Annotated in this window: 20 protein-coding genes; 10 read left to right on the forward strand and 10 right to left on the reverse strand. The window is 64.1% G+C overall.

Annotated elements, in window-relative coordinates; translation table 11 throughout:
* Positions 1–10: 10 nt before the first annotated feature.
* Complete coding sequence (locus BJ6T_RS27180) at positions 11–2320, reverse strand: NADP-dependent malic enzyme (protein ID WP_014495733.1); 2310 nt, start codon at positions 2318–2320, stop codon at positions 11–13.
* Positions 2321–2566: 246 nt separating this feature from the next.
* On the opposite strand from BJ6T_RS27180, the gene BJ6T_RS27185 reads away from it, so the two are divergent.
* Complete coding sequence (locus BJ6T_RS27185; RefSeq protein ID WP_014495734.1) at positions 2567–4540, forward strand: aq_1923 C-terminal domain; 1974 nt, start codon at positions 2567–2569, stop codon at positions 4538–4540.
* Between the two features lie 178 nt (positions 4541–4718).
* Here the strand turns inward: BJ6T_RS27185 and aspS are convergent, their stop codons facing one another.
* Positions 4719–6491: an aspartate--tRNA ligase gene (gene aspS / locus BJ6T_RS27190; protein WP_014495735.1), complete on the reverse strand. Its 1773-nt coding sequence runs from the start codon at positions 6489–6491 to the stop codon at positions 4719–4721.
* A gap of 198 nt (positions 6492–6689) precedes the next feature.
* On the opposite strand from aspS, the gene BJ6T_RS27195 reads away from it, so the two are divergent.
* The 5 genes from BJ6T_RS27195 (at position 6690) to BJ6T_RS27215 (ending at position 12825) form a co-directional block, all read left to right on the forward strand.
* Positions 6690–8162 carry a protein adenylyltransferase SelO gene (locus BJ6T_RS27195; RefSeq protein WP_014495736.1) on the forward strand — a complete coding sequence of 491 codons (1473 nt, stop codon included), beginning with the start codon at positions 6690–6692 and terminating at the stop codon, positions 8160–8162.
* A gap of 650 nt (positions 8163–8812) precedes the next feature.
* Positions 8813–9664 (forward strand): phosphodiesterase, encoded by an 852-nt coding sequence (locus tag BJ6T_RS27200; RefSeq protein WP_014495737.1) that lies wholly within the window; start codon positions 8813–8815, stop codon positions 9662–9664.
* A gap of 1 nt (position 9665) precedes the next feature.
* Positions 9666–10616 carry a carbohydrate ABC transporter permease gene (locus BJ6T_RS27205; RefSeq protein WP_014495738.1) on the forward strand — a complete coding sequence of 317 codons (951 nt, stop codon included), beginning with the start codon at positions 9666–9668 and terminating at the stop codon, positions 10614–10616.
* Positions 10613–11482, forward strand: a complete 870-nt coding sequence (locus BJ6T_RS27210; protein WP_014495739.1) for a carbohydrate ABC transporter permease — start codon at positions 10613–10615, stop codon at positions 11480–11482. Before BJ6T_RS27205 ends, BJ6T_RS27210 begins: the two co-directional genes overlap by 4 nt.
* An 11-nt stretch (positions 11483–11493) precedes the next feature.
* Positions 11494–12825 (forward strand): ABC transporter substrate-binding protein, encoded by a 1332-nt coding sequence (locus tag BJ6T_RS27215; RefSeq protein WP_014495740.1) that lies wholly within the window; start codon positions 11494–11496, stop codon positions 12823–12825.
* 75 nt (positions 12826–12900) lie between these two features.
* Here the strand turns inward: BJ6T_RS27215 and BJ6T_RS27220 are convergent, their stop codons facing one another.
* From BJ6T_RS27220 to BJ6T_RS27235, 4 genes are all read right to left on the reverse strand, one after another.
* Positions 12901–13722: an ABC transporter permease gene (locus BJ6T_RS27220; RefSeq protein WP_014495741.1), complete on the reverse strand. Its 822-nt coding sequence runs from the start codon at positions 13720–13722 to the stop codon at positions 12901–12903.
* A gap of 10 nt (positions 13723–13732) precedes the next feature.
* Positions 13733–14617, reverse strand: a complete 885-nt coding sequence (locus BJ6T_RS27225) for an ABC transporter permease (RefSeq protein ID WP_014495742.1) — start codon at positions 14615–14617, stop codon at positions 13733–13735.
* Between the two features lie 11 nt (positions 14618–14628).
* Positions 14629–15693 carry an ABC transporter ATP-binding protein gene (locus BJ6T_RS27230; protein WP_014495743.1) on the reverse strand — a complete coding sequence of 355 codons (1065 nt, stop codon included), beginning with the start codon at positions 15691–15693 and terminating at the stop codon, positions 14629–14631.
* Between the two features lie 66 nt (positions 15694–15759).
* Complete coding sequence (locus BJ6T_RS27235; RefSeq protein ID WP_014495744.1) at positions 15760–16899, reverse strand: ABC transporter substrate-binding protein; 1140 nt, start codon at positions 16897–16899, stop codon at positions 15760–15762.
* Positions 16900–17108: 209 nt separating this feature from the next.
* Here BJ6T_RS27235 and BJ6T_RS27240 point away from each other — a divergent pair, with 209 nt between their 5' ends.
* Entirely contained in the window at positions 17109–17828 is a 720-nt protein-coding gene (locus BJ6T_RS27240) for a FadR/GntR family transcriptional regulator (RefSeq protein WP_014495745.1), read from the forward strand.
* A 30-nt stretch (positions 17829–17858) separates the two neighbouring features.
* Here the strand turns inward: BJ6T_RS27240 and BJ6T_RS27245 are convergent, their stop codons facing one another.
* Positions 17859–18848: a zinc-dependent alcohol dehydrogenase family protein gene (locus BJ6T_RS27245; protein WP_014495746.1), complete on the reverse strand. Its 990-nt coding sequence runs from the start codon at positions 18846–18848 to the stop codon at positions 17859–17861.
* 103 nt (positions 18849–18951) lie between these two features.
* Here BJ6T_RS27245 and BJ6T_RS27250 point away from each other — a divergent pair, with 103 nt between their 5' ends.
* Both BJ6T_RS27250 and rnd read left to right on the forward strand, forming a co-directional pair.
* On the forward strand, positions 18952–19851 hold the full coding sequence (locus tag BJ6T_RS27250; protein WP_014495747.1) for a LysR family transcriptional regulator: 900 nt from the start codon (positions 18952–18954) through the stop codon (positions 19849–19851).
* Positions 19852–20204: 353 nt separating this feature from the next.
* Entirely contained in the window at positions 20205–21353 is a 1149-nt protein-coding gene (rnd, locus tag BJ6T_RS27255; protein WP_014495748.1) for a ribonuclease D, read from the forward strand.
* Between the two features lie 207 nt (positions 21354–21560).
* On the opposite strand, the gene BJ6T_RS27260 is transcribed toward rnd, so the two are convergent.
* From BJ6T_RS27260 to BJ6T_RS48595, 3 genes are all read right to left on the reverse strand, one after another.
* Entirely contained in the window at positions 21561–22943 is a 1383-nt protein-coding gene (locus tag BJ6T_RS27260; protein ID WP_014495749.1) for an aspartate aminotransferase family protein, read from the reverse strand.
* Between the two features lie 197 nt (positions 22944–23140).
* The gene (locus BJ6T_RS27265; RefSeq protein WP_225894877.1) at positions 23141–24292 is read right to left on the reverse strand and encodes an MFS transporter; all 1152 of its coding nucleotides are present in this window, start codon (positions 24290–24292) and stop codon (positions 23141–23143) included.
* Positions 24232–24471: a hypothetical protein gene (locus BJ6T_RS48595; protein WP_014495751.1), complete on the reverse strand. Its 240-nt coding sequence runs from the start codon at positions 24469–24471 to the stop codon at positions 24232–24234. The genes BJ6T_RS27265 and BJ6T_RS48595 overlap by 61 nt, the downstream gene beginning before the upstream one ends.
* Before the next feature lie 155 nt (positions 24472–24626).
* Here BJ6T_RS48595 and BJ6T_RS27270 point away from each other — a divergent pair, with 155 nt between their 5' ends.
* A complete protein-coding gene (locus BJ6T_RS27270; protein WP_014495752.1) occupies positions 24627–25385 on the forward strand; it encodes an IclR family transcriptional regulator in 759 nt (252 codons plus the stop codon).
* Position 25386: the final 1 nt, after the last annotated feature.

The raw sequence follows: 25386 nt of genomic DNA on the forward strand, positions 1-25386 counted from the left end.
GAGCTCGCCCCTACGTAAACAGCGTCGGCTGCTGCCGTGCAGCGCGCTCCTGCGCTTCCACGACCGCAACTGCGGTCATGTTGAGGATGCCTCGCGCCGTCACCGAGGGCGTCAGGATATGGGCGGGGCGCGCCGGGCCGATCAGGATCGGGCCGACGGGGAGCGCATCCGCCAGCGACTTGATCATCTGATACGCGACGTTGGCGGTGTCGAGGCTCGGCATGATCATGATGTTGGCCTCGCCCTCGAGCTTGGAGTGCGGCAGCACCATTTTCCGCGCAGCAGCTGAAAGCGCAGTGTCGCCCTGCATCTCGCCGTCGGCCTCGATCTCCGGATGCTTCTCCTTCAACAGCTGGGTCGCCCGGCGCATCTTGCGCGAAGACTCGGTGTCGTAGCTGCCGAAATCCGAGTGCGAGACGAAGGCGATCTTCGGCTTGATGTTGAATCGCTGGACGTGGACCGCAGCCAGCGAGGCGATCTCGGCGAGCTCCTCGGCGCTCGGATTGGGCCGAACTTGCGTGTCGGCGATGAAGAAGGCGCCCTTGCTGGTGATCAGCAGCGCCAGCGCCGCATAGTCGATGATCCCCGCGGAGAAGCCGATGATCTCGCGGACATGGCGGAGGTGGTGCATGTAGCGGCCTTCGACGCCGCAGAGCATGGCATCCGCCTCCCCGCGCGTGACCGCGAGCGCGGCGATCACCGTGTTGTTGGTGCGCACCACCGTGCGCGCCGCATCCGGCGTCACGCCGCGACGGCCGGCGACCTCGACATAGGATTGCACATAGGAGCGATAGCGCGGATCGTCCTCGGGATTGACGAGGTCGAAATCCTTGCCTGCCTTGATCGACAGGCCGAAGCGCTTGATGCGCGCCTCGACGACCGACGGACGCCCGACCAGGATCGGCGTCGCCAGCTTCTCCTCCAGCACCACTTGCGTGGCGCGCAGCACGCGCTCGTCCTCGCCCTCGGCGTAGATCACCCGCACCGGCTGGGTCTTGGCCTTGGCGAACATCGGCTTCATGACGAGGCCGGAGCGGAAGGCGAAGCGCTCGAGCAGCGCGGTGTATTCGTCAAAGTTGGTGATGGGGCGCGTCGCGACGCCCGACTCAATTGCCGCCTTGGCGACGGCGGGCGCGATGCGCAGAATCAACCTGGGATCAAAGGGGCTCGGGATCAGCGAGCCCGGGCCAAAGCCCTGCGTTTCGCCGGTGTCAAAGCCTTGCGCCACCGCATCCGAAGGCGCCTCGCGCGCGAGCTGCGCGATGGCCTCGACGGCGGCGTGCTTCATCTCCTCGTTGATGGCGCTGGCGCCGACGTCGAGCGCGCCGCGGAAGATGAAGGGGAAGCAGAGGACGTTGTTGACCTGGTTCGGATAGTCGGAGCGGCCGGTGCAGATCATGGCGTCGGGACGCACCTTTCGCGCCTCCTCCGGCATGATCTCCGGGGTCGGATTGGCGAGCGCCATGATCAGGGGCTTGTCGCCCATCGCCTTGGCCATCTCCGGCTTGAGCACGCCGGGTGCCGAGAGACCGATGAAGATGTCGGCGCCGCCGATGACGTCGCCCAGCGTACGCTTGTCGGTCTTCTGCGCGTAGACCGCCTTCCAGCGGTCCATCGTGGTGTTGCGGCCCTCATGCACGAGGCCGTCGATGTCGCAGACCCAGATGTTCTTGCGCTGCGCGCCCATCGACACCAGGAGGTTGAGCGTCGCGATCGCGGCGGCCCCTGCCCCCGACGCCACGATCTTGACGTCGGACAGCTTCTTGCCGTTCAGCCGGAGGCCATTGGTGATGGCGGCGGCGACGATGATGGCGGTGCCGTGCTGATCGTCATGGAAGACCGGGATCTTCATGCGCTCCTTCAGCTGCGCCTCGATCTCGAAGCATTCCGGTCCGCGGATGTCCTCGAGATTGATGCCGCCGAAGGTCGGCTCGAGCGCGGCCACAGTCTCGACCACGCGCTCGATGGTGTCGGCGGCGATCTCGATGTCGAACACGTCGATACCGGCGAACTTCTTGAAGAGGACCGCCTTGCCCTCCATCACCGGCTTGGAGGCCAGCGGGCCGATATTGCCGAGGCCGAGCACCGCGGTGCCGTTCGAGACCACCGCGACCAGATTGGCGCGGGTGGTGAGCGTGGCGGCCTCCGCCGGGTTCTTGGCGATCTCGGTGCAGGCGGCGGCAACGCCCGGAGAATAGGCAAGCGCGAGGTCGCGCTGGTTGGCGAGCGGCTTGCTCGCCTGGATCTCGAGCTTTCCGGGGCGCGGCAGACGGTGATAGGCCAGCGCCGCCTGGTGGAGATCATCAGAAAAAGACGACATGCGGTGTCTCGCCTCGCGTTACCGGCCTCAAAATGCCTCATCCGGAGCCGCCGCCCAAGCGGACGGTATTTCCGGGTCATGGAAACGGGATGAAGCACGGCGGGCGCCCCGGTGGCAACATCCGATTGCGGCCCCATCAACAGGGCGCATGGTCAAATATCTGATAGCGCTAGCTTTCCCTAGACCGCGCGGCATTTCCCGAATATGGCAGGTTGCGCAGTGCAAAACGAGCAACTGGAGCTGGGAATGAAGCGGATCCTGATCGGCCTGATCGTGGCAGCGGTGCTTGCCGCGGGCGGATGGTTCGGCTTCAACCTCTACGCCAAGCACCGCGCCACCGCCGAGGTCGAGACGGCCTTCGAGCAGATCCGCGCCAGTGGCGGCAAGGCGAGCCACGGCAAGGTCGAATTCGACCTGATGAGCCGGACGCTGACCATCGAGGACATCGCGGTCACGCCCGGCAGCCAGTCGCAAGCGCAGGTCAAGATCACCGGCATCAAGGGCATCGGCGTTCGCCAGATCGACGACACCAGGTTTTCGGCCGACAGCATCGACATCACCGGCCTCGATGTCGCGCTGGACCAAGTCGGCCCTGCCAAGGTGAAGGCATCCTACAAGATCCCACAACTGACAATGCGCGACTATGCCGGCCCCGTTCACATCGGGACTGCGCCGGCGAACGGCTCCCTGATCGACCTCTACCGCTACGTACTCGGTCAATACGCGAGCGTCGCGGCGTCCTCGCTCACGGCGCCGACGCTCACGATGAGCTTTGACTCCGGCAGCGGTCCCGGCGGCAGCGGCGAGATCACCTATTCCGGACTGGCGGTTCAGAACCTGAAGCAAGGCAAGGTCGATGCGATAAAGGCGGACCGCGCTGCCATTTCGGTCGAGGTGAAGCAGCCGGGCAGACCGGACAAGCTCACCGGCGAGCTCGCGAACGTCATCGTCAATGACTTCGATGCGACCGCGATCATCGCCGCACTCGATCCGCAGACAAGCAGCGACGAGACCTATCGCCGCGTCTACCGGCAAGTCTCGGCCGGCCCCTACGCGTTCAAATCGGCCCAGGGGTTGCGTGTCGATGTCGACGGCTTCGTGATGGAGAATATCGACGTGCAGCCGTCGAAATTCCGGCTGGCCGAGCTCTTTGCCGCGCTACCGCAAGATCAATCCGCTATTCCGACACCTGCACAGTCGCGCGAGATGCTGGAGAAGGTCGCCGGAGTCTACGAGGGTCTTCGCATCGGCAAGGCCGAGATCGGCAAGATTTCGATCGGCACGCCGCAGGGGACCGGGAAGGTCAACGCGATCAGGTACCGCGAAGGCGAGTTCGCCATCGAGGGCGTCGATACGCCGGCGCCGCAAGGGCAGTTCAAGATGGAGCGCTTCGCGCTGAAATCCTTCAGCGTGGCAAATCTGATGCGCTGGGCAACCGGCCTCGCCAATCCCGGCCAGGCGCCCTCGCCCGATCAGATGCTGGGCCTGTTCCGGGTGCTCGACGGTGCCGAAATCAAGGGCGTGGTCTCGCCCTACAAGAACACGCGGCAACTCATCACCATCGACACGATTAGCCTGAACTGGGGCCAGCTGGTCGGATCGATCCCGAGCAAGGCCAATCTGGTCGTGAAGATGGTCACGCCGACCGATCCCTCCAATCCGGCGCAGCGGCCGCTGATCATGGCGGGCGTGGACAAGCTCGCGATCGACCTCGATCTCGGTGCCGCCTGGACGGAGTCGTCGGGCGCGTTTGCGCTTGCGCCCGCCACCATCGATCTCGGCAACCTTGCCAAAGCTCAGGTCCGCTTCGCGCTCGCCAATGTGCCGCGCGGCCTGTTCACCACGACCGACCCGATGGAGGCTATGAGCGAGATGGCGCAGGTCGAGACCGGCGCACTCGAGCTCTCCCTGCGCGACAGCGGCGTCGTCGATCTCGTCGTGGCCCAGTTCTCGCGCATGCAGAATGTCAGCCGCGATGCCGCGCGCAGCGCCATCGCCGAGATGATCCGGGCGCAGGGCGAGAAGGTCACCGCCACCAATCTCGATGCCAAAGCGGCGGTCGATGCACTCGCCGGTTTCGTCGAGACCTCAGGTCAGACGCTCACCATCAAGCTCACGCCGCTCGGCAAGGTGCCGGTGATGCAATTGATGGACGCGCTGAACCGCGAGCCGATCGTGGCGCTCGCGCAGTTCAGAATCGAAGCGTCGACGGGGCTCTAGGACTAGCTCTGCGCGCGGGATGGCGGCTGGGCTGGCGACAATCCCTCCGCGTCATTGCGAGCGCAGCGAAGCAATCCAGAGTCCCTCCGCGGAAAGATTCTGGATTGCTTCGCTGCGCTCGCAATGACGATGTGGATGCAATGCGGCCTCTCCTCGCATGCGAGGAGAGGCGTAGCACTCACTTCTGCGGCAGGTTCACCCGCACATGCAGCTCGCGGAGCTGCTTGGTGCTGGGCTCCGACGGTGCACCCATCAGCAGATCCATGGCCTGCTGGTTCATCGGGAACAGCGAGATCTCGCGCAGATTGTTGGTGCCGCATAGAAGCATCACGATGCGGTCGACGCCCGCGGCCATGCCGCCATGCGGCGGCGCGCCGTACTGGAAGGCGCGGTACATGCCGCCGAACCGGTCGACCACTTCCTGCTCGCCGTAACCTGCGATCTCGAACGCCTTCACCATCGCTTCCGGCACGTGGTTGCGGATGCCGCCCGAGGCGATCTCGTAGCCGTTGCAGGTGATGTCGTACTGGAACGCCTTGATGGTCAGCGGGTCCTGGCCCTTCAGCGCGTCGAGACCGCCCTGCGGCATCGAGAACGGGTTGTGCGAGAAGTCGACCTTCTTGTCGTCCTCGTTGTACTCGTACATCGGGAAGTCGACGATCCAGGCGAGCTCGAACCGCTCCTTGTCGGTGAGATTCAGTTCCTCGCCGACCTTGTTGCGGGCGAGACCTGAGAATTTCCAGAACTTGTCGGGGTCGCCGGCGACGAAGAAGGCGGCATCACCTTCCTTGACGCCGATCTGCGCGCGGATCGCAGCGGTGCGCTCAGGCCCGATGTTGTTGGCAAGCGGACCGGCACCCTCGCCGCCCTCGCGCCACATGATGTAGCCGAGGCCGGGTTGGCCTTCACCCTGCGCCCACGAGTTCATACGGTCGCAGAAGGCGCGGCTGCCGCCGCCCGGTGCCGGGATCGCCCAGACCTGGTTCTTGGGATCTTCGAGCATGCGCGCGAAGACCTTGAAGCCGGAGCCGCGGAAATGCTCGGAGACGTCCTGCATCTCGATCGGGTTGCGCAGGTCCGGCTTGTCGCTGCCGTATTTGCGCAGCGCCTCGGCGAACGGGATGCGGCGCCAGTTCTTGCTCACCGGCTTGCCCTTGGCGAACTCCTCGAACACGCCGGTGATCACGGGCTCCATCGCCGCGAAGACGTCTTCCTGCGTGACGAAGCTCATCTCGACGTCGAGCTGGTAGAACTCGCCCGGCAGACGGTCGGCGCGCGGGTCCTCGTCGCGGAAGCAGGGCGCGATCTGGAAGTAGCGGTCGAAGCCCGACATCATCAGCAGCTGCTTGTACTGCTGCGGCGCCTGCGGCAGCGCATAGAACTTGCCGGGGTGGATGCGCGACGGCACCAGGAAGTCGCGCGCGCCTTCCGGCGAAGACGCGGTCAGGATCGGGGTGTTGAACTCGAAGAACCCCTGCCCCTCCATGCGCCGACGCATCGACTTGATGATGTCGACGCGCGTCATGATGTTCTGGTGCAGCTTTTCGCGGCGCAAATCGAGGAAGCGGTACTTCAGGCGGATGTCTTCGGGATAGTCCTGGTCGCCGAACACCGGCAGTGGCAGGTCGCCGGCCGGACCGAGCACCTCGATCTCGCTGACATAGATCTCGATCTTGCCGGTCGGCAGATCGTCATTGTCGGTCCCCTCGGGGCGGCGGCGGACCTTGCCGTCCATCTTGACCACGAACTCCGAGCGCAGCTTTTCGGCCAGCGCGAACGCCGGCGAGTCCGGATCGACCACGCACTGGGTCAGGCCGTAATGGTCGCGCAGGTCGATGAACAGCACGCCGCCATGGTCGCGAACGCGATGGACCCAGCCCGAGAGGCGAACTGTTTCGCCGATGTTGCTCTCGCGGAGCGCGCCGCATGTATGTGACCGGTAGCGATGCATGGTCGTCCCAAAATCAATGTCGGAAGGAAGCGAATCGGACGGCCTGAAACGACCGGTCCGAAGTTGCGGCAGGGTTTACCCGACGAGACCGGGGGCGGCAACCAAGGGAACGGGCTGTTTTGGGCCAGAAGCGCCCATTTTTGGCCGATTGGGCCTCAAGCCTTTGCCATCAGGCGTTCCCCGCCTATCTTTACCTCCATGACCGTCCATTTCCCCTTCCAGAACTCGTATTCGGCACTGCCGGACAGCTTCTTTGCCCGGGTCGCGCCGACCCCTGTGGCCGCCCCCCGGCTGATCAAGCTGAACCGCCCGCTGGCGATCCAGCTCGGGCTCGACCCGGATCTGCTGGAGACCCCTGAGGGTGCCGAAATCCTGGCCGGCAAGACGGTTCCCGCCGGCGCCGATCCCATCGCCATGGCCTATGCCGGCCACCAGTTCGGGCAATTCGTGCCCCAGCTCGGTGACGGCCGGGCGATCCTGCTCGGCGAGGTCATCGACAGAGACGGCGTCCGCCGCGACATCCAGCTCAAGGGCTCGGGTCCCACCCCGTTCTCCCGCCGCGGCGACGGCCGCGCCGCGCTCGGCCCAGTGCTGCGCGAATACATCGTCAGCGAAGCCATGTTCGCGCTCGGCATCCCGACCACGCGCTCGCTCGCCGCCGTCGTCACCGGCGAGCACGTCATGCGCGAGACCGTGCTGCCTGGCGCGGTGCTGACGCGCGTCGCCGCGAGCCACATCCGCGTCGGCACCTTCCAGTTCTTCGCCGTCCGCCGCGACACCGGCGCGATCCGCCGGCTCGCCGACCACGTCATCGCCCGCCACTATCCGGACCTGCTCCATGCCGAGCGCCCCTATCACGCGCTGCTCGCCGGCGTCGTCGCGCGCCAGGCCGATCTCATCGCGCGCTGGCTGCTGGTCGGCTTCATCCACGGGGTGATGAACACCGACAACAGCTCCATCTCCGGCGAGACCATCGATTACGGCCCCTGCGCCTTCATGGACGCCTACAACCCCGCGCAGGTATTTTCGTCGATCGACGAGATGGGCCGCTACGCCTATGCCAACCAGCCACGCATCGCGCTGTGGAATCTGACCCGGCTCGCCGAATGCCTGCTGCCGCTATTCTCCGACGACCAGGAAAAGGCAGTCGCCGAAGCCCAGGACATTCTCGGCGCGTTCGCCGAGACGTTCAGCAATGCCTATCAAGCAGGCCTGCGCAAGAAGGTCGGCCTGTTCACGGAACGCGACGGCGACGAGGCGCTGATCCAGGACCTGCTCGATGCCATGGCAAAGAACCAGGCTGATTTCACCCTCACCTTCCGCAAGCTCGGCGACGCCGCACGTGATGACGGCGCCGATGTGCGCGCGCAGTTCATTGAGCCCGCAGCCTTCGACGAATGGGCCGGACGCTGGCGCGAACGTATCGCCATGGAGCGGCAGACCGCGGCGGAGCGGCAGGCCGCCATGCACGCCGTCAACCCGATCTTCATCCCGCGCAACCACCGCGTCGAGGCCGTGATCCAGGCGGCCGTCAACAACGACGACTACGCGCCGTTCGAGGAATTGGTGAAGGTGCTGGCCAAGCCGTTCGAGGACCAGCCGGACTATGCTGCCTACGCCGATCCGCCGCTGCCGGACCAGCGGGTGTTGCAGACGTTCTGCGGGACGTAATCTCTTCTGGATTACTGACCGTGCTGCCTCCTCTGACTGACGAAGATATCGAAGCAATCAACTCGCGGTGCGAGCCACCCCCGGTCCTTGGAAGTCGTTCATCGAGGCCCGCGAGAAAATCAGCAGATCTGATTTCATCCAGACCGAGGCAAGGATATCTTACGGATGCGGATCAGGACTTCATCCCTCACGCACGCCAAGATATTCCGAGGCTGATTTCTGAGATTGAGCGCCTGAGCTCGATCTCTTCGTAGGATGGGTAGAGCGAAGCGAAACCTATCCTCTTTCCGCGCGTGGTAGCGATGGGTTTCGCTTCGCTCTACCCATCCTACGCACTTGCATCGAGCCGCCCATCGCCGGGTCGCCACGGCTCACTCTGCGGATTTTCCGATATTGGCAATATGCCCCTGTTTTGCCCGACGGGTCAACTTTTATCGAAAGACGCGTAAGCCATTGTTTCGGCAACCACCGGCTACTGTGCATGGGGTTGTTTTCGAAATTTTCATGCAGCCTGCGACTCGGCCCCCTCGCTCCCTGTGGAATTCGGAGCGCGTGGGAACCGCTGTCATCAAACTGAAACACTCGCGCTCTAACGGCCTGTCAGGGTCGTCCTGCCGGAGGCGCCCACCCTCCAACAGTCCTGACGAGCCATGCCCTTCAAATTCATCCACATCACCGACACGCATCTCGCGAACCCCGGACTGAAGCTCTATGGCCTCGATCCGCGCGCCCGGCTGGACGCGGCGGTTGCCGACATCAACAAGCACCAGTCCGATGCCGCCTTCGCGGTCGTGACCGGCGACCTCACCCATTGGGGCGAGCCTGAATCCTACGCCAATTTCGCCGAGGCGATGGCCGCGCTGAAGATCCCGTACATTGCCATGGTCGGCAATCACGACAAGCGCGTGGCCTGCCTCGACGGCCTGAAGGCCGCGCCGCGCGACCCGAACGGCTTCGTCCAGGGCACCCGCACCACCGAGCACGGCCTGTTCGTGTTCCTGGACACGCTGGACGAGACCAGCCACGCCGGCGAGATGTGCGCCAAGCGCCTCGGCTGGCTCGCGAGCACGCTGGCGGCCGCGCCCGCCGACATGCCGTTCGTCGTCTTCATGCATCATCCGCCCTTCCCGGTCGGCGTCCACGCGATGGACGAGATCGCACTGGCGCAGAGCGCGGAGTTCGCCGAGGTGATCGCGCCCTATCGCGCGCGCATCCGCCATCTCTTCTTCGGCCACGTGCACCGGCCGATCTTCGGCAGCTACGGCAAGATCCCGTTCTCGACGCTGCGCGGCACCAACCACCAGGTCTGGTTCGAGCTCGATGCCAAAGCTACCGACCATCTCGCCAGCCACGAGCCGCCGGCCTATGGCGTGGTGCTGATCGACGATCAGAACCTGGTCGTGCACAGCCACGACTTCCTCGACACCAGTCTGCGCTTCCCCTTCGAGCCCCCGGCGGGAGTGGACGGCCGCGACTATGCACTCAATTTCCCGGCGCGATGAGATGAGCCTCGCTGAACCCGCGGCTCTCCCGGTCGCGACTTCGGCGGCACCGCGTCTGCACGTCCTGAAGCTGTTTCTTGGCCGATTCAAAGCCTCGCTACCCGCCTATCTGCTGCTGTTGCCCTCGCTGGTCTTCCTCGCGCTGTTCACCTACGGCGCGATGGGGCGCGTACTCATCGACGCGCTCTACCAGCGCGCCACGCCGAAGGCGCCGGTCCGCTTCGTCGGCCTCGACAATGTCAGTGCGGTGCTAGCCGATCCCGCCTTCACTGGCGCGGTCGTCAACAATCTCGTCTACGCCATCGGCACGGCGATCCCGAGCATCGGGCTTGCGTTGTTGTTCGCGCTGGCGCTGTCGCGCACCAATGCAGTGAGCAGCGCGCTGCGCGCGGCGCTGTTCCTGCCGGTGCTGATCCCGATGGTCGCGGCCTCCGCGCTGTTCCTATTCATCTTCCTGCCCAATGTCGGCCTGCTCGACTATTACATCGGACGCCTGCTTCCGGTCGTGCCGAACTGGCTCGGCGACCCCGACATCGCGCTCGCTGCGATCATGGTGATCACCATCTGGAAGAACGCCGGCTACTACATGCTGTTCTTCCTCGCCGGCCTCCAGGCCGTGCCCGAGGATGTCATGGAAGCCGCGCATCTCGATGGCGCCGGCCCGTTCATGCGGCTGCGCTACATTATCCTGCCTGAGCTCAAGCCCACCTTCCTGTTCGTCATCGTCATCGCCACGCTCAACGCCGTCACGCAGGTCGACCACGTCTTCGTCATGACCAAGGGCGGTCCGTCGAACTCGACCAATCTCGTGCTTTTCTACATCTACCAGCAGGCGGTCGAGCATTACGACATCGGCAAGGCCTCGGCGGCGACGCTGCTGACGCTTGCGGCGCTGATGGGCCTCACCGCGCTCTCCTTCCGGACGATGGCAAACCGCGAGGGCGGGCCATGACGCTGATCGACCGCCTGTTCAAGGATGCCCCGCTCGCCACCCGCCGCGAGATCACGCCCAAGCTCGGCTTCGTGTTGACGATCTTGCTCGCCATCGTCTGGCTGATCCCGTTCCTGTGGATGGGCGTGGCGACGCTGCGCCCGGCGTCCGACGGCATCAACGCGATGGCCGAGCTGATCCCGAACCTCAAGCCCACGCTCGACAATATCAAGGACGCCTGGGAGATCGGCGATTTCCCGCGCTACACCCTCAATACCACGATCATCTGCACCGGCATCCTGCTGGTGCAGTTCGTCACGATCACGCTGGCGGGCTTTGCCTTTGCCCGGCTCGAATTCGCCGGCAAGACGCTGATCTTCTATTTGTTCCTGATGCAGCTGATGCTGGTGCCGGTGCTGCTGATCGTGCCGAATTTGAGCCTGGTGGCGCAGCTCGGGCTCTACGACACGCTCGCAGGCGTGATGATGCCGTTCTTCGCCTCGGCCTTCGGCACCTTCCTGATGCGGCAGGCTTTTGAAGCGATTCCGCCCGAGCTGGAAGACGCCGCCCTGATCGACGGCGCCAGCCTTCTCCAGCGCATCCGCCACATCTACGTGCCGTTGTCGATGCCGAGCTTCTCGGCCTTCGCCATCATCTCCGTCACCAGCCACTGGAACGACTTCCTGTGGCCGCTGATGGTGATCAATTCGCCGGACAAGCGGCCGCTCACGGTCGGTCTGTCCGTCTTCACCGCGACCGCCGAAGGCACGCAGGCCTGGGGCACGATTGCCGCCGGCACGCTGATGGTGATCGCGCCGCTACTCATCACCTTCCTGATCTTCCAGAAGCGCTTCATCAGCTCTTTCGTCACCTCAGGCATCAAATAGGAGATTTTTCGATGCTGTTTACCCGCAGGCTCATGCTTGGCCTTGCCATGGCAGGCTCTATGGCCGGCGCCCTCGCCGTCCCGGCGATGGCCGAAGGCCCGACCGAGATCGACCTGTTCTTCCCCGTTCCCGTCGACGGCAAGCTCGCCCGCGACATGGGCACCTTGATCAAGGAGTTCAACGAGACCCATCCCGCCATCAAGGCGACCGCCGTCTACACCGGCTCCTACGACGACACGCTGATCAAGACGCGCGCGGCGATCAAGGCCGGCAAGCCGCCGTCCGCCGTGATCATGTCGGCGAACTTCCTGCTCGACATGCAGATCGAGAACGAGCTCACCAATCTCGATCCCCTGATCGCCGCCGACGGCACCACCAAGGACCAGTTTCTCGGCCAGTTCTTCCCGGCGCTGCAGGGCAACGCGGTGATCAACCGCTCGGTCTACGGTGTGCCCTTCCACAATTCGACGCCGCTGCTCTACATCAACGCCGACAAGGCCAAGGAAGCCGGCCTCGATCCGAACAAGCCGCCGCAGACCTGGGCCGAGCTCACCGACTGGGCCAAGAAGCTCACCAAGCGCGAAGGCGACAAGGTGACCCAATGGGGCATCGCGATCCCCTGCGCCTATGACTATTGCGGCTGGATGATGGAAACGCTCACCATGACCAATGGCGGGCGCTACTACAATGAGGAGTTCGGCGGCGAGGTCTATTACGACACGCCCTCGATGCTGGGCGCGCTGACCTGGTGGAACGACCTCGTCTACAAGCACAAGGTTCATGCGCCCGGCGCGACGCCGGGACCTGCCGTCAGCACCTCCTTCATCTCCGGCAATGCCGCGATGATGATGCTCTCGACGGGCTCGCTGACCTATGTGCGCGACAACGCCAAGTTCAACTACAAGGTCGCGTTCATCCCGCGCAACGTCCGCAACGCCGTGCCGATCGGCGGCGCCTCGCTGATCGTTCCGGCGGGTCTCGAAGCCGAGAAGCAGAAGGCCGCCTGGACCCTGATCAAGTGGATGACCTCGCCCGAGAAGAGCGCCTGGTGGAGCCGCGCCACCGGCTATTTCGCGCCGAACATGGCGGCCTACAAGACGCCCGACATGGTCGACTTCCTCAACAAGAACCCGGACGCCAAGACCGCCGTCGAGCAGCTCGACGTCGCCAAGCCGTGGTTCGCGACCTACAAGACCGTCCCGGTCCGCAAGAACCTCGAGGACGAGGTGATGCTGGTCCTCAACGGCAAGAAGCAGCCGAAGGAGGCGCTGATCGCCGCCCAGAAGGCCGCCGACGAGACGCTGAAGCCGTACAATGCGGAGACGTCGCTGAAGCTGCCGTAAGGCCGACGATCAGCCAAACAAGCTCGGCGCTCCACGGTGTGGGGCGCCGAAATCATTTCAGGGGCCGTGAATGCGTCAGTTGCGCCTGCCGTCGAGCCTGAACACCATCTGCGTCGGACGCACGAACCGCAATGCGACCAGCAGCACGGCCATGACGGTGCACATGTAGATGACAGCCATCGCGTCGATCGAATAGACCGGCCGCACACCGCCAGCAAAGACGTTGTAATACAGCGCCACGACCAGGGTCTGTGATCCCCCGCCCGCAAGCAGAAACGCCAGCTCGAAGTTCGAGATCGTATTCACGAGCACCAGCAGGCCCGCTGTCAAAATGCCAGGCAGCATCAGCGGCAACAGGATGCGGCGGAATATCTGCAGCCGGCTCGCGCCGAGCATCTGGGCCGACCATTCAAGGTTCAAGCTGATCTGCTCGAAGAACGGCAACAGGATGAAGACGGCAAGAGGAACCATGGGGACGAGCACGGCGAGAATGACGCCAATGACCGTGCCGCCGACACCAAACCCATAAAGCGTCGTGGCAAGCGGAATTCCGTAGGTCATCTGAGGGATCAGTAGCGGCAGGAAGTAGAGCAGCAGCAGCACCGGCTTGGCGTTGAAATTCCGCCGCGCGAGCACGTAGGCCGCCGGAAATCCGATCGCGAGCGCGATGAAGACCACGGCCAGCGCGATGAACAGCGTGATGAAGAGAACATGGGAGAGCTCGAACTCCCGCCAGGCGTAGGTAAACCAATCCGTCGTGAACGCCGGTGGCAACGGCTTGCCGAACCAGCGTTTGGCGAACGAGCTCACCACGACATGCGTCACGATTCCGAGCAGGTTCAGGATGAACCCCAGCAGGAACAGGTAGATCGCCAATTTCCACATCCGTCCGCGCATCTGCTTCCCCTCAGCGTTTGCCGACGCCCATGGTTGTTGCAATCGTCATACGGCGGCGCACCAGCACGATGATCACCAGCGCCGCGAGCTGGCAGAGCCCCATGATGACCGCGATCGCGGATGCGTAGGACATGTCATATTGCTCGAAGGCCTGCTGGTAGGCCGCGATCGAGATCGTCCGCGTCGAACCGGCCGGCTGGCCAACCATCACCGCGGATGGAAACACGGCAAAGCTCATCACGAAGACGAGGGCAAACGCGATGATCAGGCCCGGTGCGATCAACGGGAACATGACGCGCCGGAAGATGGTCCAGGGCCCGGCGCCCAGCATGCGGGCAGAGCTTTCCAGGCTCGGGTCGATGCCGGAGATGTAACCGAGCAGCATCAGGAAGCAGAACGGAAAGTTCTGCATGAACAGCGAGAATATGACGCCGATCGAATTATGCGTCAGCTCGAGCGGGTTCTGGATCAATCCGACCGCAAGCAGCAACTGGTTGAGCCAGCCATTGTGGCCGTAGAAGCCGAGGATCCCTTCCGACAGGAAGACGACACCGAGCGAGATCGGAAGCACGAGAATGGTCGTGATGGTGCGCTCGAACCAGATGCCACGCCGCATGCCGTATGCGAGGAACAGCGCAACCAACACGACCGCGATCGTGGTCGGCAACGCCAACATGAAGGTCGTCTTGATCGTATTGTACTGGTAGGCGTCGTTGAAGAACGCGACATAATTCGAGAATACTCCGGCGTCGCGCTTCTTCGGCTGCAAGCTGATGTAGATCCCGTAGAGGAACGGGTAGACGAACATCGCGAACACGTAGAGCAGCGACGGCGCAAGGCAGAGGATCGCGACGAGGTCCAGTTCGCTGCGGGACTCAGAGCGGATGCGAGCCACGATCTATCCCCTCACTCGCGACGCAGCAGGACGAATTTGTCCGCCGGCAAGGTCAGATCCAGCATCTCGCCCAATACGATCTTCTCGTGCGAGCGGACCCAGAGCCTTGCGCCGCCATCGAGCGCGATCTCGGCCTCCTGCTCGCGTCCGAGATACTCGACCAGCTCGACCTTGCCGCGCAGCACATTGACGCCATCACCAGACTGGCCGAGACGCACATCTTCCGGCCGGATGGCCAGAACGGCGTGCTCGCCCGGGTGGAAGCTATCCCTGGCCCTGGCCTGCAAGATTTGCCCCTTGAAGCCGGCTTCGATCATACCGCCCGCTTCCTTGCCGAGTGTCACATCGAGGAAGTTTCGAAAGCCCATGAAATCCGCCACGAAGACGTTCTTGGGACGGTCGTGGATTTCCTGCGGCGTCCCTACTTGCATGAGCACACCTTCACGCAGCACGACGATGCGGTCGGAGAGCGAGAGAGCTTCAGCCTGGTCGTGGGTGACGTAGATGGAGGTCAGGCCGAGCTGTGCGTGCAGCTGCTTGATCTCGGCGCGCATCTCGACGCGGAGCTTTGCGTCGAGGTTGGACAACGGCTCGTCGAACAGCATCAACCGAGGGTGCAGCACAAGAGCCCGCGCAATGGCGACACGCTGCTGCTGTCCGCCCGAGAGCTGACCGGGATAGCGGTCTTCATAACCGGCAAGACGCACCAGACCGAGCATGTCCCGCACGCGCTGCTCGATTTCCGCCGACGGCCGCTTCTGGAGAGAGAGGCCGAAGGCGACGTTGCCGAACACAGTCAGATGCGGAAACAGCGCGTAGTTCTGGAACACCATGCCGAACCCGCGCTTTTCGGGCGCGACATCGTCAATCCGTCGTCCGTTGAGATGGATCTCGCCATCGCTCGGCGGCACCAGGCCCGCGATGATGCCGAGCGCCGTGGACTTTCCGCAGCCGCTCGGCCCCAGGAAGGTGACGAACTCGCGGCCGACGATTTCCAGCGGAAATTGGTCGAGCACCACCTTGCCGCCATAACGCTTGGTGATCGACATCTGCAGCTTATCGATAGAGTCGGCCATTCCCCGCCCCGCATACGCGCGCGAGGGCCGCACCTGCGCGCCCTCGCGTCTTGGTCCCGGTTGTTGTTATTTCTTGACCTGATCGGCGCCGACCTCACGGTCCCACCGTTCCATCGCGTAGCTCAGCTCGGTCACGCCCAGCGGAGGCGATACCTTCCATTTGGTCCCGATCTGATCATATTCAGGACGCCAGAACTCCTTCACCTCGTCCTGGATGTCCTTGGGCGCCGATGCCAGGGCCGCAGCCTTCACGACTGGGCCGATGAAGGCCTTCCAGGTGAGCGCCTGCTGCTCCGGCCTCCACATGAACTTCATGAGGTCGACGATGACATCGACCTGTTCCTGCGGCACGCCCTTCGGGATGCACCAATAGTGACCGTCCACCACGAACGTGGTGTTCTCCAAGATTGCGATCTTCGAGTCCGGCGGGATCACGCTCTGCGCGCGAGGCTTCATGTCCCATTCCATGATCCCGGCGATCATCCAGCGCTGCCCCTGCGCGAACTCCTTCAACGTGATCGCGGTACCGGTCGGATAATACTCGACGGACTTGCCGAGCTCTTTGAGGAAATCCCAGCTCTTGTCCCAGCCCTTTTCGGGGTCGAGCGGCTTTGAATCCCCGAGAATGAAGGCAAAGCCCTGGAGGATCGCGCGGCCCGGCCCGCTGTTCGCCGGACGTGCATACATGAACTTGCCCGGGTTCGCCTTCACCCAGGTCAGCAATTCCTGCGCGGTCTTCGGCGGGCTCGGCACCTTCGCCGGATTGTAGATCAGCACCGGTCCACCGGCATTGCCGACTGACGGAATGAGGACGCCTTTGCCCTCGTCGTAAAGCGCCTTGCCCGCGTCGGTGAGACCATCGCGCGGAAAGGTCTTCTGATAATCGGGGATGGCGATGAGCTGGCCGTTCTGGGCGAGCAGCGCGCCGCCATCCTGCCCGGTCAGCACCAGATTGATATCGAGGCGTCCGGCATCCTGCTGCGCCTTGATTTTGGCCGGAAGCTCCGGCGCGGGTGCGCGCTGGATCTTGATCTCGCTGACCTTGTCCGGATTCGCCTTCTTGTAGTTCTCGATGATGGTCTGCACCGAAGCCAGGTCACCGCCGGTATCGATGATCGAAAGACTGATCGGAGCGGCCAGGGCTCCGCTGCAAAGACACGCCCCCACCAGGGCCGCGACCAATGGGGTTGCTGACCTCGTTTTCATTCTCGCCTCCCAAGCGCTTTATTTTTTGCGCAACTTGTTATTTATTTGTAAGGCAAGCATCGACGAAATCTTCGCTGGTTGTCAAGCGGTCTGTTCTGCAGCTGTTTCAAACTGCCGACCGCAGCGCCTTATGCACGAACTGAAATGTCAAAAACTTGTTTGGAAGCCGAACGCAAAACCGGGCGGAGCCGGACTTGAAAAAGCCTGCGATGAAATCCGCGGAGTTGCAGCTCTCGTCCTCAACGGGACGATTAAGCGACCGGATCTACGACCATGTGCTCGGTCAGATCGCGATCGGCATCCTTCCCGTGAACTGCCGGCTACCGCCCGAGAATGGCCTTGCCGAACTCCTCGGCGTTTCACGGCCCGTCGTTCGCGAGGCGCTAACGCGATTGCGCGACGACGGCCTGATCGCATCACGCCAGGGTGCGGGCTGGTTCGTGACGCGGCGCCCGGCCGCCAATGCCTTCGACTTCGCGCCCATCAGTAGCATCCCCGACATCCAGCGCTGCTTCGTGTTCCGGATGGCCGTCGAGGGCGATGCCGCCGCCCTCGCCGCACGCAACCGGGACAGGCAAAGCCTGCGCCGCATTCAGCAGGTCCTGACCAGGCTGGATACGATGGTCGCCCAGGGGCGCGAGGGTGGCCTCGGTGTCGAGGAAGATCTCCTCTTCCACCGCACGATTGCGGAGGCGAGCGGCAACCGGTTCTTTGTCGAGACGCTGACGTCGTTGAGGGAGCAGATCGCCATTGGCGTCAATCTCAACCGCAACCTGTCGCTCATTCAGCCGCGCGGTCGCATTCTCAGGGGGCAGCAGGAGCATCGGCGCGTGTTCGAGGCCATCGAGGCACAAGACGAGGACGGCGCCCGCCGCGCCATGCGCACGCATGTCGAAAATGCCCGCAAGAGAATATTCGAGGGGGGCTGATCGCCGCGACGTAGGCTACGCGCCGCGCGGTTAGATCGTCACCACGATCTTGCCGAACTGATTGTTCGACTCCAGGAAACGATGCGCCTCGACGATCTCCTCGAACGGGAACGTTCTGGCGATCACCGGCTTCAAGCTGCCGTCCGACAGCCCGTCGAGGATGAACGCCTTTGCTTTCGCAAGGCGCGCGGGATCGCGGATGATCTCGTGCACGAGGTAGCCGCGCAGCGTCAGGCACTTGGTCAACACGTTGAAGAGCGGGAACGGCGTCGGCGCGGGGCTCAGCCCGCCATACTCGATTAGGATACCGCCCGGTGACATCGCCGCAGTCAGCGGCTCGAATGCGGGACCGCCGACGGCGTCAAACACCACGCGGACGCCGCTCGCGCCGGCGATCTCCGCGAGCCGGGCTCCGATGTCCTCCTCGTCCGAGGCGATCACGTGCGGGGCGCCGGCATCACGCAAGGCGCGCCGCTTGGCCGAGGTCCGCGTCAGGGCGACCGGGACAGCGCCGATCCGGTTCGCGATCTGGACGGCCGCAAGCCCGACGCTGCTCGATGCCGCCGTGATGGCGACGACATCCCCTCGCCCAACTCCAGCGATGTCGACCAGCGCGCCGTAGGCCGTCAGATACTGCATCCACACCGCAGCCGCCGCCTCGAAGCCAAGCTCGGGCGGATGCTTCACGACGAGTTCGTCCGGAAAGGTGGCAAGTTCGGCATAGGCCGGCCATCGCACCATCGACAGCGGCGGCACAATGCTGACCGCATCGCCCGGCGCAAAGCCGGCCACGCCTTCGCCGACGGCCTCGACGATACCTGCCGCCTCCAGGCCAAGGCCGGACGGAAATGTCGCGGTCTCGATATAGCTGCCCGTCCGCAGCAGCGCCTCCGCACGGTTGAGACCGAGCGCCCTGATCCGGATCTGAACCTCGCCCGTTCCCGGCGGTGGAACGTCGATGGTCTCGATACACAGCACTTCGGGACCGCCATGCCGGTGAAAGCGAACGACGCGGGTCATGGATGCACTCCAAAACAGTTGAACTGAATGGAGCTATGCCGATCCCACCGGAATGGATAAATGGCCCGAATACGCGAACAGTCGAAACCAGAAGTTTTCAATTATGGACCGCCTGACCAGCATGGCCGTATTCGTCCGGGCCGTCGATCTCGGCTCGTTCGCAGCCGCGGCCGACGCCCTGGAGATGTCGGGGCCGATGGTCGGCAAGCATGTGCGCTTCCTCGAAGAACGCCTCGGCGTCCGCCTCCTCAACCGCACCACGCGGCGCCAGAGCCTGACCGAAGCTGGCCAGGCCTATTACGAGCGCTGCCGCGCGGTACTCAGCGAGGCGGAAGCCGCCGACGCCGTCGCGGCCGATGAACGCGCCGCGCCGCGCGGCAGGCTGCGCGTGACCATGCCTGCCCTGCTGGGCCGACACTGCATCGCGCCCTTGCTGATGAAGCTCGCGCGAAAATATCCGCATCTCGAGCTCGACCTCTCCTTCGGCGATCCCATCGCTGACATCATCGAGGCCGGCTACGATCTTGCGATCCGGACCGGCGATCTCGACGACCAGTCCGGTCTGATCACGCGGCGCATCGCAAGCCAGCGCATGGTGGTGTGCGGCGCGCGGTCCTATCTGCGCGCCAACGGCAAACCGAAATCGCTCGACGATCTCGCCCTGCATCAGGCGATCATCTATCGCCGCTCTGGACGCGTCCGGCCGTGGCTGTTTCCGCAAGCCGACCAGCCGCCACGCGAAATCATGCCTTCGGGCAGGCTGAGGCTCGACGATATGGAGGCAATCGCAGACGCCGCCGCGCAAGGCATGGGTCTCGCCTGGCTGCCTTATTGGCTGGTCCGCGAGCGTCTCAACAGTGGCGCGCTGGTCGGCCTCTTCGATGGCCAGCCCGAATTCCTCTACGAATGCCACGCGCTGTGGCCCCGTTCGCCCCGGATTCCGCCCAAAGTCCGTGCCGCTGTCGACGCGCTCGCGGCCGCCTTGCCGAAGCTCATGGGGTGATGGTCGAGCCTAGCCCCGTTAACCCCTTGTCCACCATCCGGCTTGCCGTGCGGCCGGTAACCACGAGCATTAACAGACCCTCAACGTACCCCCGACAAATCTATCAATGTTTCTGGAGATTTCGCCGTGGATCTGTTGGTTTTCGAGTTCCTGGGGCTGGCGCTGGTCGCCATGTGCGTGGTGGTGGTGGCGCTGCCCTGCGCTCGCAAATCCTCGCACCGGATCCGTTACGAATAGGAATTTCGTCGGAAAGAGGCGATTTCGGCCCGATGCAAGGCTCGAATTCGCTTAGAGCCCCTTGACATCACAGCGCTTTCGGCAGAACGGGCTGATGTACGTGTCATGGGCCGTTCATGGATTTGATTACCACCACCGCTGACCTCGCGGCTGCCTGCAGCCGGCTGGCCAAGCACCCTGTCATCACAGTCGATACCGAGTTCCTACGCGAGACCACCTACTACCCGCTGCTGTGCGTGGTGCAGATGGCGAGCGCCGAGGAAGCCGTGGTGATCGACACCCTGGCCGAGGGCATCGACCTCAAGCCGTTCTTCGACCTGATGGGCAACGAGGGCGTGCTGAAGGTATTCCATGCCGCCCGCCAGGACATCGAGATCATCTGGCACCAGGCCAGCATCATCCCGCACCCGGTGTTCGACACCCAGGTCGCGGCCATGGTGCTCGGCTATGGCGACAGCATCGCCTATGACGCGCTGGTCGAGAAGGTCACCGGCCACCGCCCGGACAAGACCCACCGCTTCACCGACTGGTCGCGCCGGCCGCTGACGAAAGAGCAGATGCACTACGCGGTGTCCGACGTCACGCACCTGCGCGACGTGTTCGCCGCGCTCGATGCCGACCTCAAGAAGCGGCGCCGCAGCGAGTGGGTCTCCATCGAGATGGAGGTTTTGACCTCGCCCCGCACTTACGACTTCCACCCCGAGCGCGCCTGGGAACGGCTGAAGACGCGGGTCCGCAAGCCCAAGGACCTCGCGGTCCTGATGGAAGTCGCGGCCTGGCGCGAGCAGGAAGCGCAGAGCCGCGACGTGCCGCGCGGCCGCGTGCTGCGCGATGAAGCCATCAGCGACATCGCGACCCACGCGCCGAACACGCTGGAGAAGCTCGCCCATCTGCGCTCGGTGCCGAAGGGGTTCGAGAAATCCAAATGGGGCGCGGACATCGTCGCCGCGGTCGACCGCGGGCTGGCGCGGGACTTTGCAACGCTGCCGAAGCTGGAGAAGCCGCGCAACAACAACAATGGCGCCGCCATCGTCGAGCTGTTGAAGGTCCTGCTGCGCATGACCGCGGAGCGCCACGCGGTCGCCAGCAAGGTGATCGCCACCGTCGACGATCTCGAAGAGATCGCAGCCGACGACGAGGCCGACGTCCCCGCCCTGCGCGGCTGGCGCCGCGAGCTGTTCGGCGATGCCGCCTTGAAACTCAAGCGCGGCGAGCTGGCTCTCGCGATCGAGAAGGGTCGCGTGATCGGGGTTCAGCGGGCGTAATTGGCTAAGCCGTCATTGAGGTGCGAGACGTGCGGTGCGAAGCATCGCGCGCCGAGCCTCGAAGGATAAGCAGCCCCGCTGCTGCCGCTCCGAGAGCACCGGGCCGTCGCCCTTCGAGGCTCGCCGAAGAGGCGAGCACCTCAGGGGGACGGTGTTGGATTTGGGCTAGCTGCTTCCAGATCGTCATCGCAATGACGAAGAGAGAGCTTACGCCGGCGTTAGCTTCGCCACTTCCGGCTTCATGTCGTTCAGCACGCCCGTGATCGCCGCGATCAGCTCGTCGATCTGAGCCTTGGTGACGATCAGCGGCGGGCAGATGGCGATGGCATCCAGCATGTTGCGCGAGATCACGCCGCGCTCCTGGAGCATGCGGCTGGCGATGCCGCCGACGGCGCCGGGTGTGCTGGCGGCCGTCTTGCGTCCCTTGTCGAGCACGAGCTCGATCGCCGCGATCATGCCGACGCCGCGGACCTCGCCGACCAGCGGATGGCTGGTGAGCTCGCGCAGCTTGCCCTGCATGTAGCCGCCGAGCTCGGCGGCGTGCGCGACCAGGCCGCGCTCCTCGATGATCTTGAGATTCTCCAGCGCGATGGCCGAGCCGACGGGATGGCCGCCCGCGGTGAAACCATGGCCGAGCACGCCGATCTTGTTGCTCTCGTCCGCGATCGGCTCGAACATGCGATCGTTCAGGATGATCGCCGACAGCGGGAAATAGCTCGAGGTGATCTGCTTGGAAACCACCATCACGTCCGGCTTGATGCCGTAGGTCTCGCAGCCGAACATCTTGCCGGTGCGTCCGAAGCCGCAGATGACCTCATCTGCGACCAGCAGGATGTCGTACTTCTTCAGGACGGCCTGGATCTTTTCCCAATAGGTCGCCGGCGGCACGACGACGCCGCCCGCGCCCATCACCGGCTCGCCGAAGAAGGCCGCGATCGTATCCGGTCCCTCCTTCTGGATCAGCGCGTCGAGCTCCTCGGCCCGGCGCGTCGCGAACGCCTCCTCGCTCTCACCGGGCGCGCCGTCCTTGTAGAAATGCGGCGAGCCCGTGTGCAGGATGTTGGGTAACGGCAGGTCGAACGAGCGGTGGTTGTTCGGCAGGCCGGTGAGGCTTGCCGAGGCAATGGTGACGCCGTGATAGGCGCGCATCCGGCTGATGATCTTCTTGCGCTGCGGCTGGCCAAGCGAATTGGAGCGATAGGCGATCAGCTTGAGGACGGTGTCGTTCGCCTCCGAGCCGGAATTGGTGAAGAACACCTTGCTCATCGGCACCGGCGCGAGCGCCACCAGCTTCTCGGCGAGGTCGATCGAGGGCCCGTGCGATTTGGCGGAGAACGTATGGTAGAACGGCAGCGCCAACATCTGCTTGTGCGCCGCCTCGACCAGCCGCTTCTCGTTGAAGCCGAGCCCGACGCTCCACAGGCCGGCCATGGCCTCGAAATAGCGCTTGCCCGACGCGTCGAACACGTAAGGGCCCTCGCCGCGCTCGATCACCAGCGGACCGGCCTGCTGATGCGCGCGCGCGTTGGTATAGGAATGGAGCTGGTAGGCCACATCCCGGGCCTCTTGCGAATTGGGCAGCATGGACATTGCGGGATTCCTCAACGGTGCGTCATTGGAGGTCATGACGCAGACCTGTCCAAACGACGAGCTTGTCCAAAGAAAACGTCGACATCTTGGCTATTGCGGCAGGCCGCAACTTGCAACGTCATTTCGTTGGCAACAAGCGCACACGAGCGTTGCAGGAAAGCAGCGCTGGCACTTCGGCACAGGATATATCGCCTCGGCTAGCCTCGCCGTGCCAGCACGAAGGCCGCCGCCGCAGCGATCAATGCCGGGACGGCCGCAGCGCCAAACAGCGGCTGCGGTCCCATGTCGCGGGCCAGCATCACGCCGCCGATCAAAGGCCCCACGATCGAGCCGATGCGGCCAATGCCCAGCGCCCAGCCCACGCCGGTCGACCTGATCGCCGTCGGATAGAAAGTCGCCGTCAGCGCGTTCGAGGCGATCTGTCCCCCGACGATGCAAAATCCCGACGCGAAGATCGCGATCGTGATCAGGACGATCGAATGGCTGGCCATGCCGACGCCCGCAACCGCGACCGCCGCCACGAGATAAGTCAGCGACAGCGCGCGAAACGAGAAGCGGTCGATGAACTGGCCGAGCGTGAACGTGCCGACCACGCCGCCAACCTGGAGCATCGCACCAATCGCGGCCGCGCCCGAGACTGACACGCCGAGATCGTTCAGCACGGTGGGTAGCCAATTCGACAGCAGATACAGGTCGAGCAGGCTCATGAAGAACACGACCCAGAGCAGAACCGTCACCGATGCGCGCCCCTCGGCGAACAAATGCGCGACGGGCAATCCCGACAATTTGGGCTCCTGGACCACGAATTTGGCATTGCCGGCGAAGGATACTCCCGGGGCTAGCTTTTGCAGGAGGTTCGCCACCTCGCGGTCGCGGCCGCCCATCATCGCCAGGAACCGGATCGACTCCGGCAACGCCTTGAAGAGGAAGGCCAGAAGCAGCAGCGGCACGACGCCGCCGACGAGGAACACCGAGCGCCAGCCGAAAGCCGGGATCATGGCGGCTGCCAGCAGCCCGCCCAGGGCCGCACCGATCGAAAAGCCTGCGAACATGATCATGACCATGGTGGCGCGGCGGCGATGCGGGCTGAATTCGGAGGTCAGCGCAATCGCATTGGGCATCGCACCGCCGAGACCAAGACCGGTCAGAACGCGCAACGCGATCAGCCAGGTCGTATCCACCGCGAGCACGGTGAGCAGCGTCCCGATGCCGAACACCAGCGTGCTTGCAAGGATGATGCGGCGGCGACCGATCCTGTCGGCCATCGGACCGAAGATCAGGGCGCCGATCATGAGACCCAGAAGCCCCGCGCTGAACACCGGACCGAGGCTGCCCGCGCCAGCTTCCATTCCTGCGCGACTGCAGGAGCGACATAACCGATCGCCTGGGTGTCGAAGCCGTCGATGAACAGCACTGCGGCGCAGACGAGCAGAACCCGGATCTGAAAGGCGCCGACCGGTTGACGATCGACATAGGCGGGAACGTCGACCGTGCCCGACACGATCTTGTCCGTAGCTGTGACGGCCATGCCCAACCCCTCCCCGGCAGCTCTTGCACTATCATTCTTCTTAAAATCTCTTATAGTGAGATTATTACGAAGGCAAGCCGCTGCCGTGCGGCCGTTTTGCGGCCGGCGCGAATGCGGGTATCACGGCGAATACGCGAAGCTGGATCGAATCTCACTTGGTCAAAGCAAACAGTCAGGATCGGGTTCTTGCCGTGCTCGATCTCTTCACCGAGGCACGGCCGCAATGGTCGCCCGAAGAGCTGATGAAGGAGCTCGGCTACACGAGGCCGACGCTGTATCGCTATCTGAAGAGCTTGAAGGACAGCGGCTTCGTGATGCCGACGCGCGGCGGCCGGTTCGCGCTTGGCCCGCGCGTGGTGGAGATGGACTATCTCAGCCGCCGTTCGGATCCGCTGATCGCAGCAGCCACCCCGCATCTGGAGCGGCTGTCGGCCGCGCACCCCTGTACGGCCCTGGTCGTGCGCTGGTATGGCGAAAAGATGCTGTGCGTGGCTTCAATCGCTTCCGTCGTGAATCCCGTGAGCAGCTATCCGCGCGGCCGACCGATGGCGATGGGACGCGGCGCAATCGCGCGCTCGATCATGGCCTTTCTGCCCAAGCAGCGCGTGATGCCACTGGTGACGCGCTATGCCGCCGATCTGCGCAGCGTCGGCGTCGGCGACACTTCCGACGAAATCCTGGCAGCGCTGAAACGCGTGCGGCGCGCCGGCGTCGCGGTTGCCTTTGGCGAAGTGACACCGGGCGCGGTCGGGATCGCCGCGCCGATCCTCGATGCGGGCTACCCGATCGCGAGCCTCTGCATCACGATCGCCGGACCACATGCCAAGGGCGAGTTGATCGATCGCATCAGCGCTGAGGTCCGCGAAGCGGCCCGGCAGATCTCCGAGGCCGCGACAGACGACATCACACCATAAT

The organism is Bradyrhizobium japonicum USDA 6 (assembly GCF_000284375.1).
GTDB classification, from domain to species: Bacteria; Pseudomonadota; Alphaproteobacteria; order Rhizobiales; family Xanthobacteraceae; genus Bradyrhizobium; species Bradyrhizobium japonicum.

Excerpts from the sequence above, each read along its gene's own strand:
- BJ6T_RS27180 (WP_014495733.1), bottom strand. The coding sequence starts at position 2,320 with ATGTCGTCTTTTTCTGATGATCTCCACCAGGCGGCGCTGGCCTATCAC.
- BJ6T_RS27185 (WP_014495734.1), top strand. The coding sequence starts at position 2,567 with ATGAAGCGGATCCTGATCGGCCTGATCGTGGCAGCGGTGCTTGCCGCG.
- aspS (WP_014495735.1), bottom strand. The coding sequence starts at position 6,491 with ATGCATCGCTACCGGTCACATACATGCGGCGCGCTCCGCGAGAGCAAC.
- BJ6T_RS27195 (WP_014495736.1), top strand. The coding sequence starts at position 6,690 with ATGACCGTCCATTTCCCCTTCCAGAACTCGTATTCGGCACTGCCGGAC.
- BJ6T_RS27200 (WP_014495737.1), top strand. The coding sequence starts at position 8,813 with ATGCCCTTCAAATTCATCCACATCACCGACACGCATCTCGCGAACCCC.
- BJ6T_RS27205 (WP_014495738.1), top strand. The coding sequence starts at position 9,666 with ATGAGCCTCGCTGAACCCGCGGCTCTCCCGGTCGCGACTTCGGCGGCA.
- BJ6T_RS27210 (WP_014495739.1), top strand. The coding sequence starts at position 10,613 with ATGACGCTGATCGACCGCCTGTTCAAGGATGCCCCGCTCGCCACCCGC.
- BJ6T_RS27215 (WP_014495740.1), top strand. The coding sequence starts at position 11,494 with ATGCTGTTTACCCGCAGGCTCATGCTTGGCCTTGCCATGGCAGGCTCT.
- BJ6T_RS27220 (WP_014495741.1), bottom strand. The coding sequence starts at position 13,722 with ATGCGCGGACGGATGTGGAAATTGGCGATCTACCTGTTCCTGCTGGGG.
- BJ6T_RS27230 (WP_014495743.1), bottom strand. The coding sequence starts at position 15,693 with ATGGCCGACTCTATCGATAAGCTGCAGATGTCGATCACCAAGCGTTAT.
- BJ6T_RS27235 (WP_014495744.1), bottom strand. The coding sequence starts at position 16,899 with ATGAAAACGAGGTCAGCAACCCCATTGGTCGCGGCCCTGGTGGGGGCG.
- BJ6T_RS27240 (WP_014495745.1), top strand. The coding sequence starts at position 17,109 with ATGAAATCCGCGGAGTTGCAGCTCTCGTCCTCAACGGGACGATTAAGC.
- BJ6T_RS27245 (WP_014495746.1), bottom strand. The coding sequence starts at position 18,848 with ATGACCCGCGTCGTTCGCTTTCACCGGCATGGCGGTCCCGAAGTGCTG.
- BJ6T_RS27250 (WP_014495747.1), top strand. The coding sequence starts at position 18,952 with ATGGACCGCCTGACCAGCATGGCCGTATTCGTCCGGGCCGTCGATCTC.
- rnd (WP_014495748.1), top strand. The coding sequence starts at position 20,205 with ATGGATTTGATTACCACCACCGCTGACCTCGCGGCTGCCTGCAGCCGG.
- BJ6T_RS27260 (WP_014495749.1), bottom strand. The coding sequence starts at position 22,943 with ATGTCCATGCTGCCCAATTCGCAAGAGGCCCGGGATGTGGCCTACCAG.
- BJ6T_RS27265 (WP_225894877.1), bottom strand. The coding sequence starts at position 24,292 with ATGGAAGCTGGCGCGGGCAGCCTCGGTCCGGTGTTCAGCGCGGGGCTT.
- BJ6T_RS48595 (WP_014495751.1), bottom strand. The coding sequence starts at position 24,471 with ATGGCCGTCACAGCTACGGACAAGATCGTGTCGGGCACGGTCGACGTT.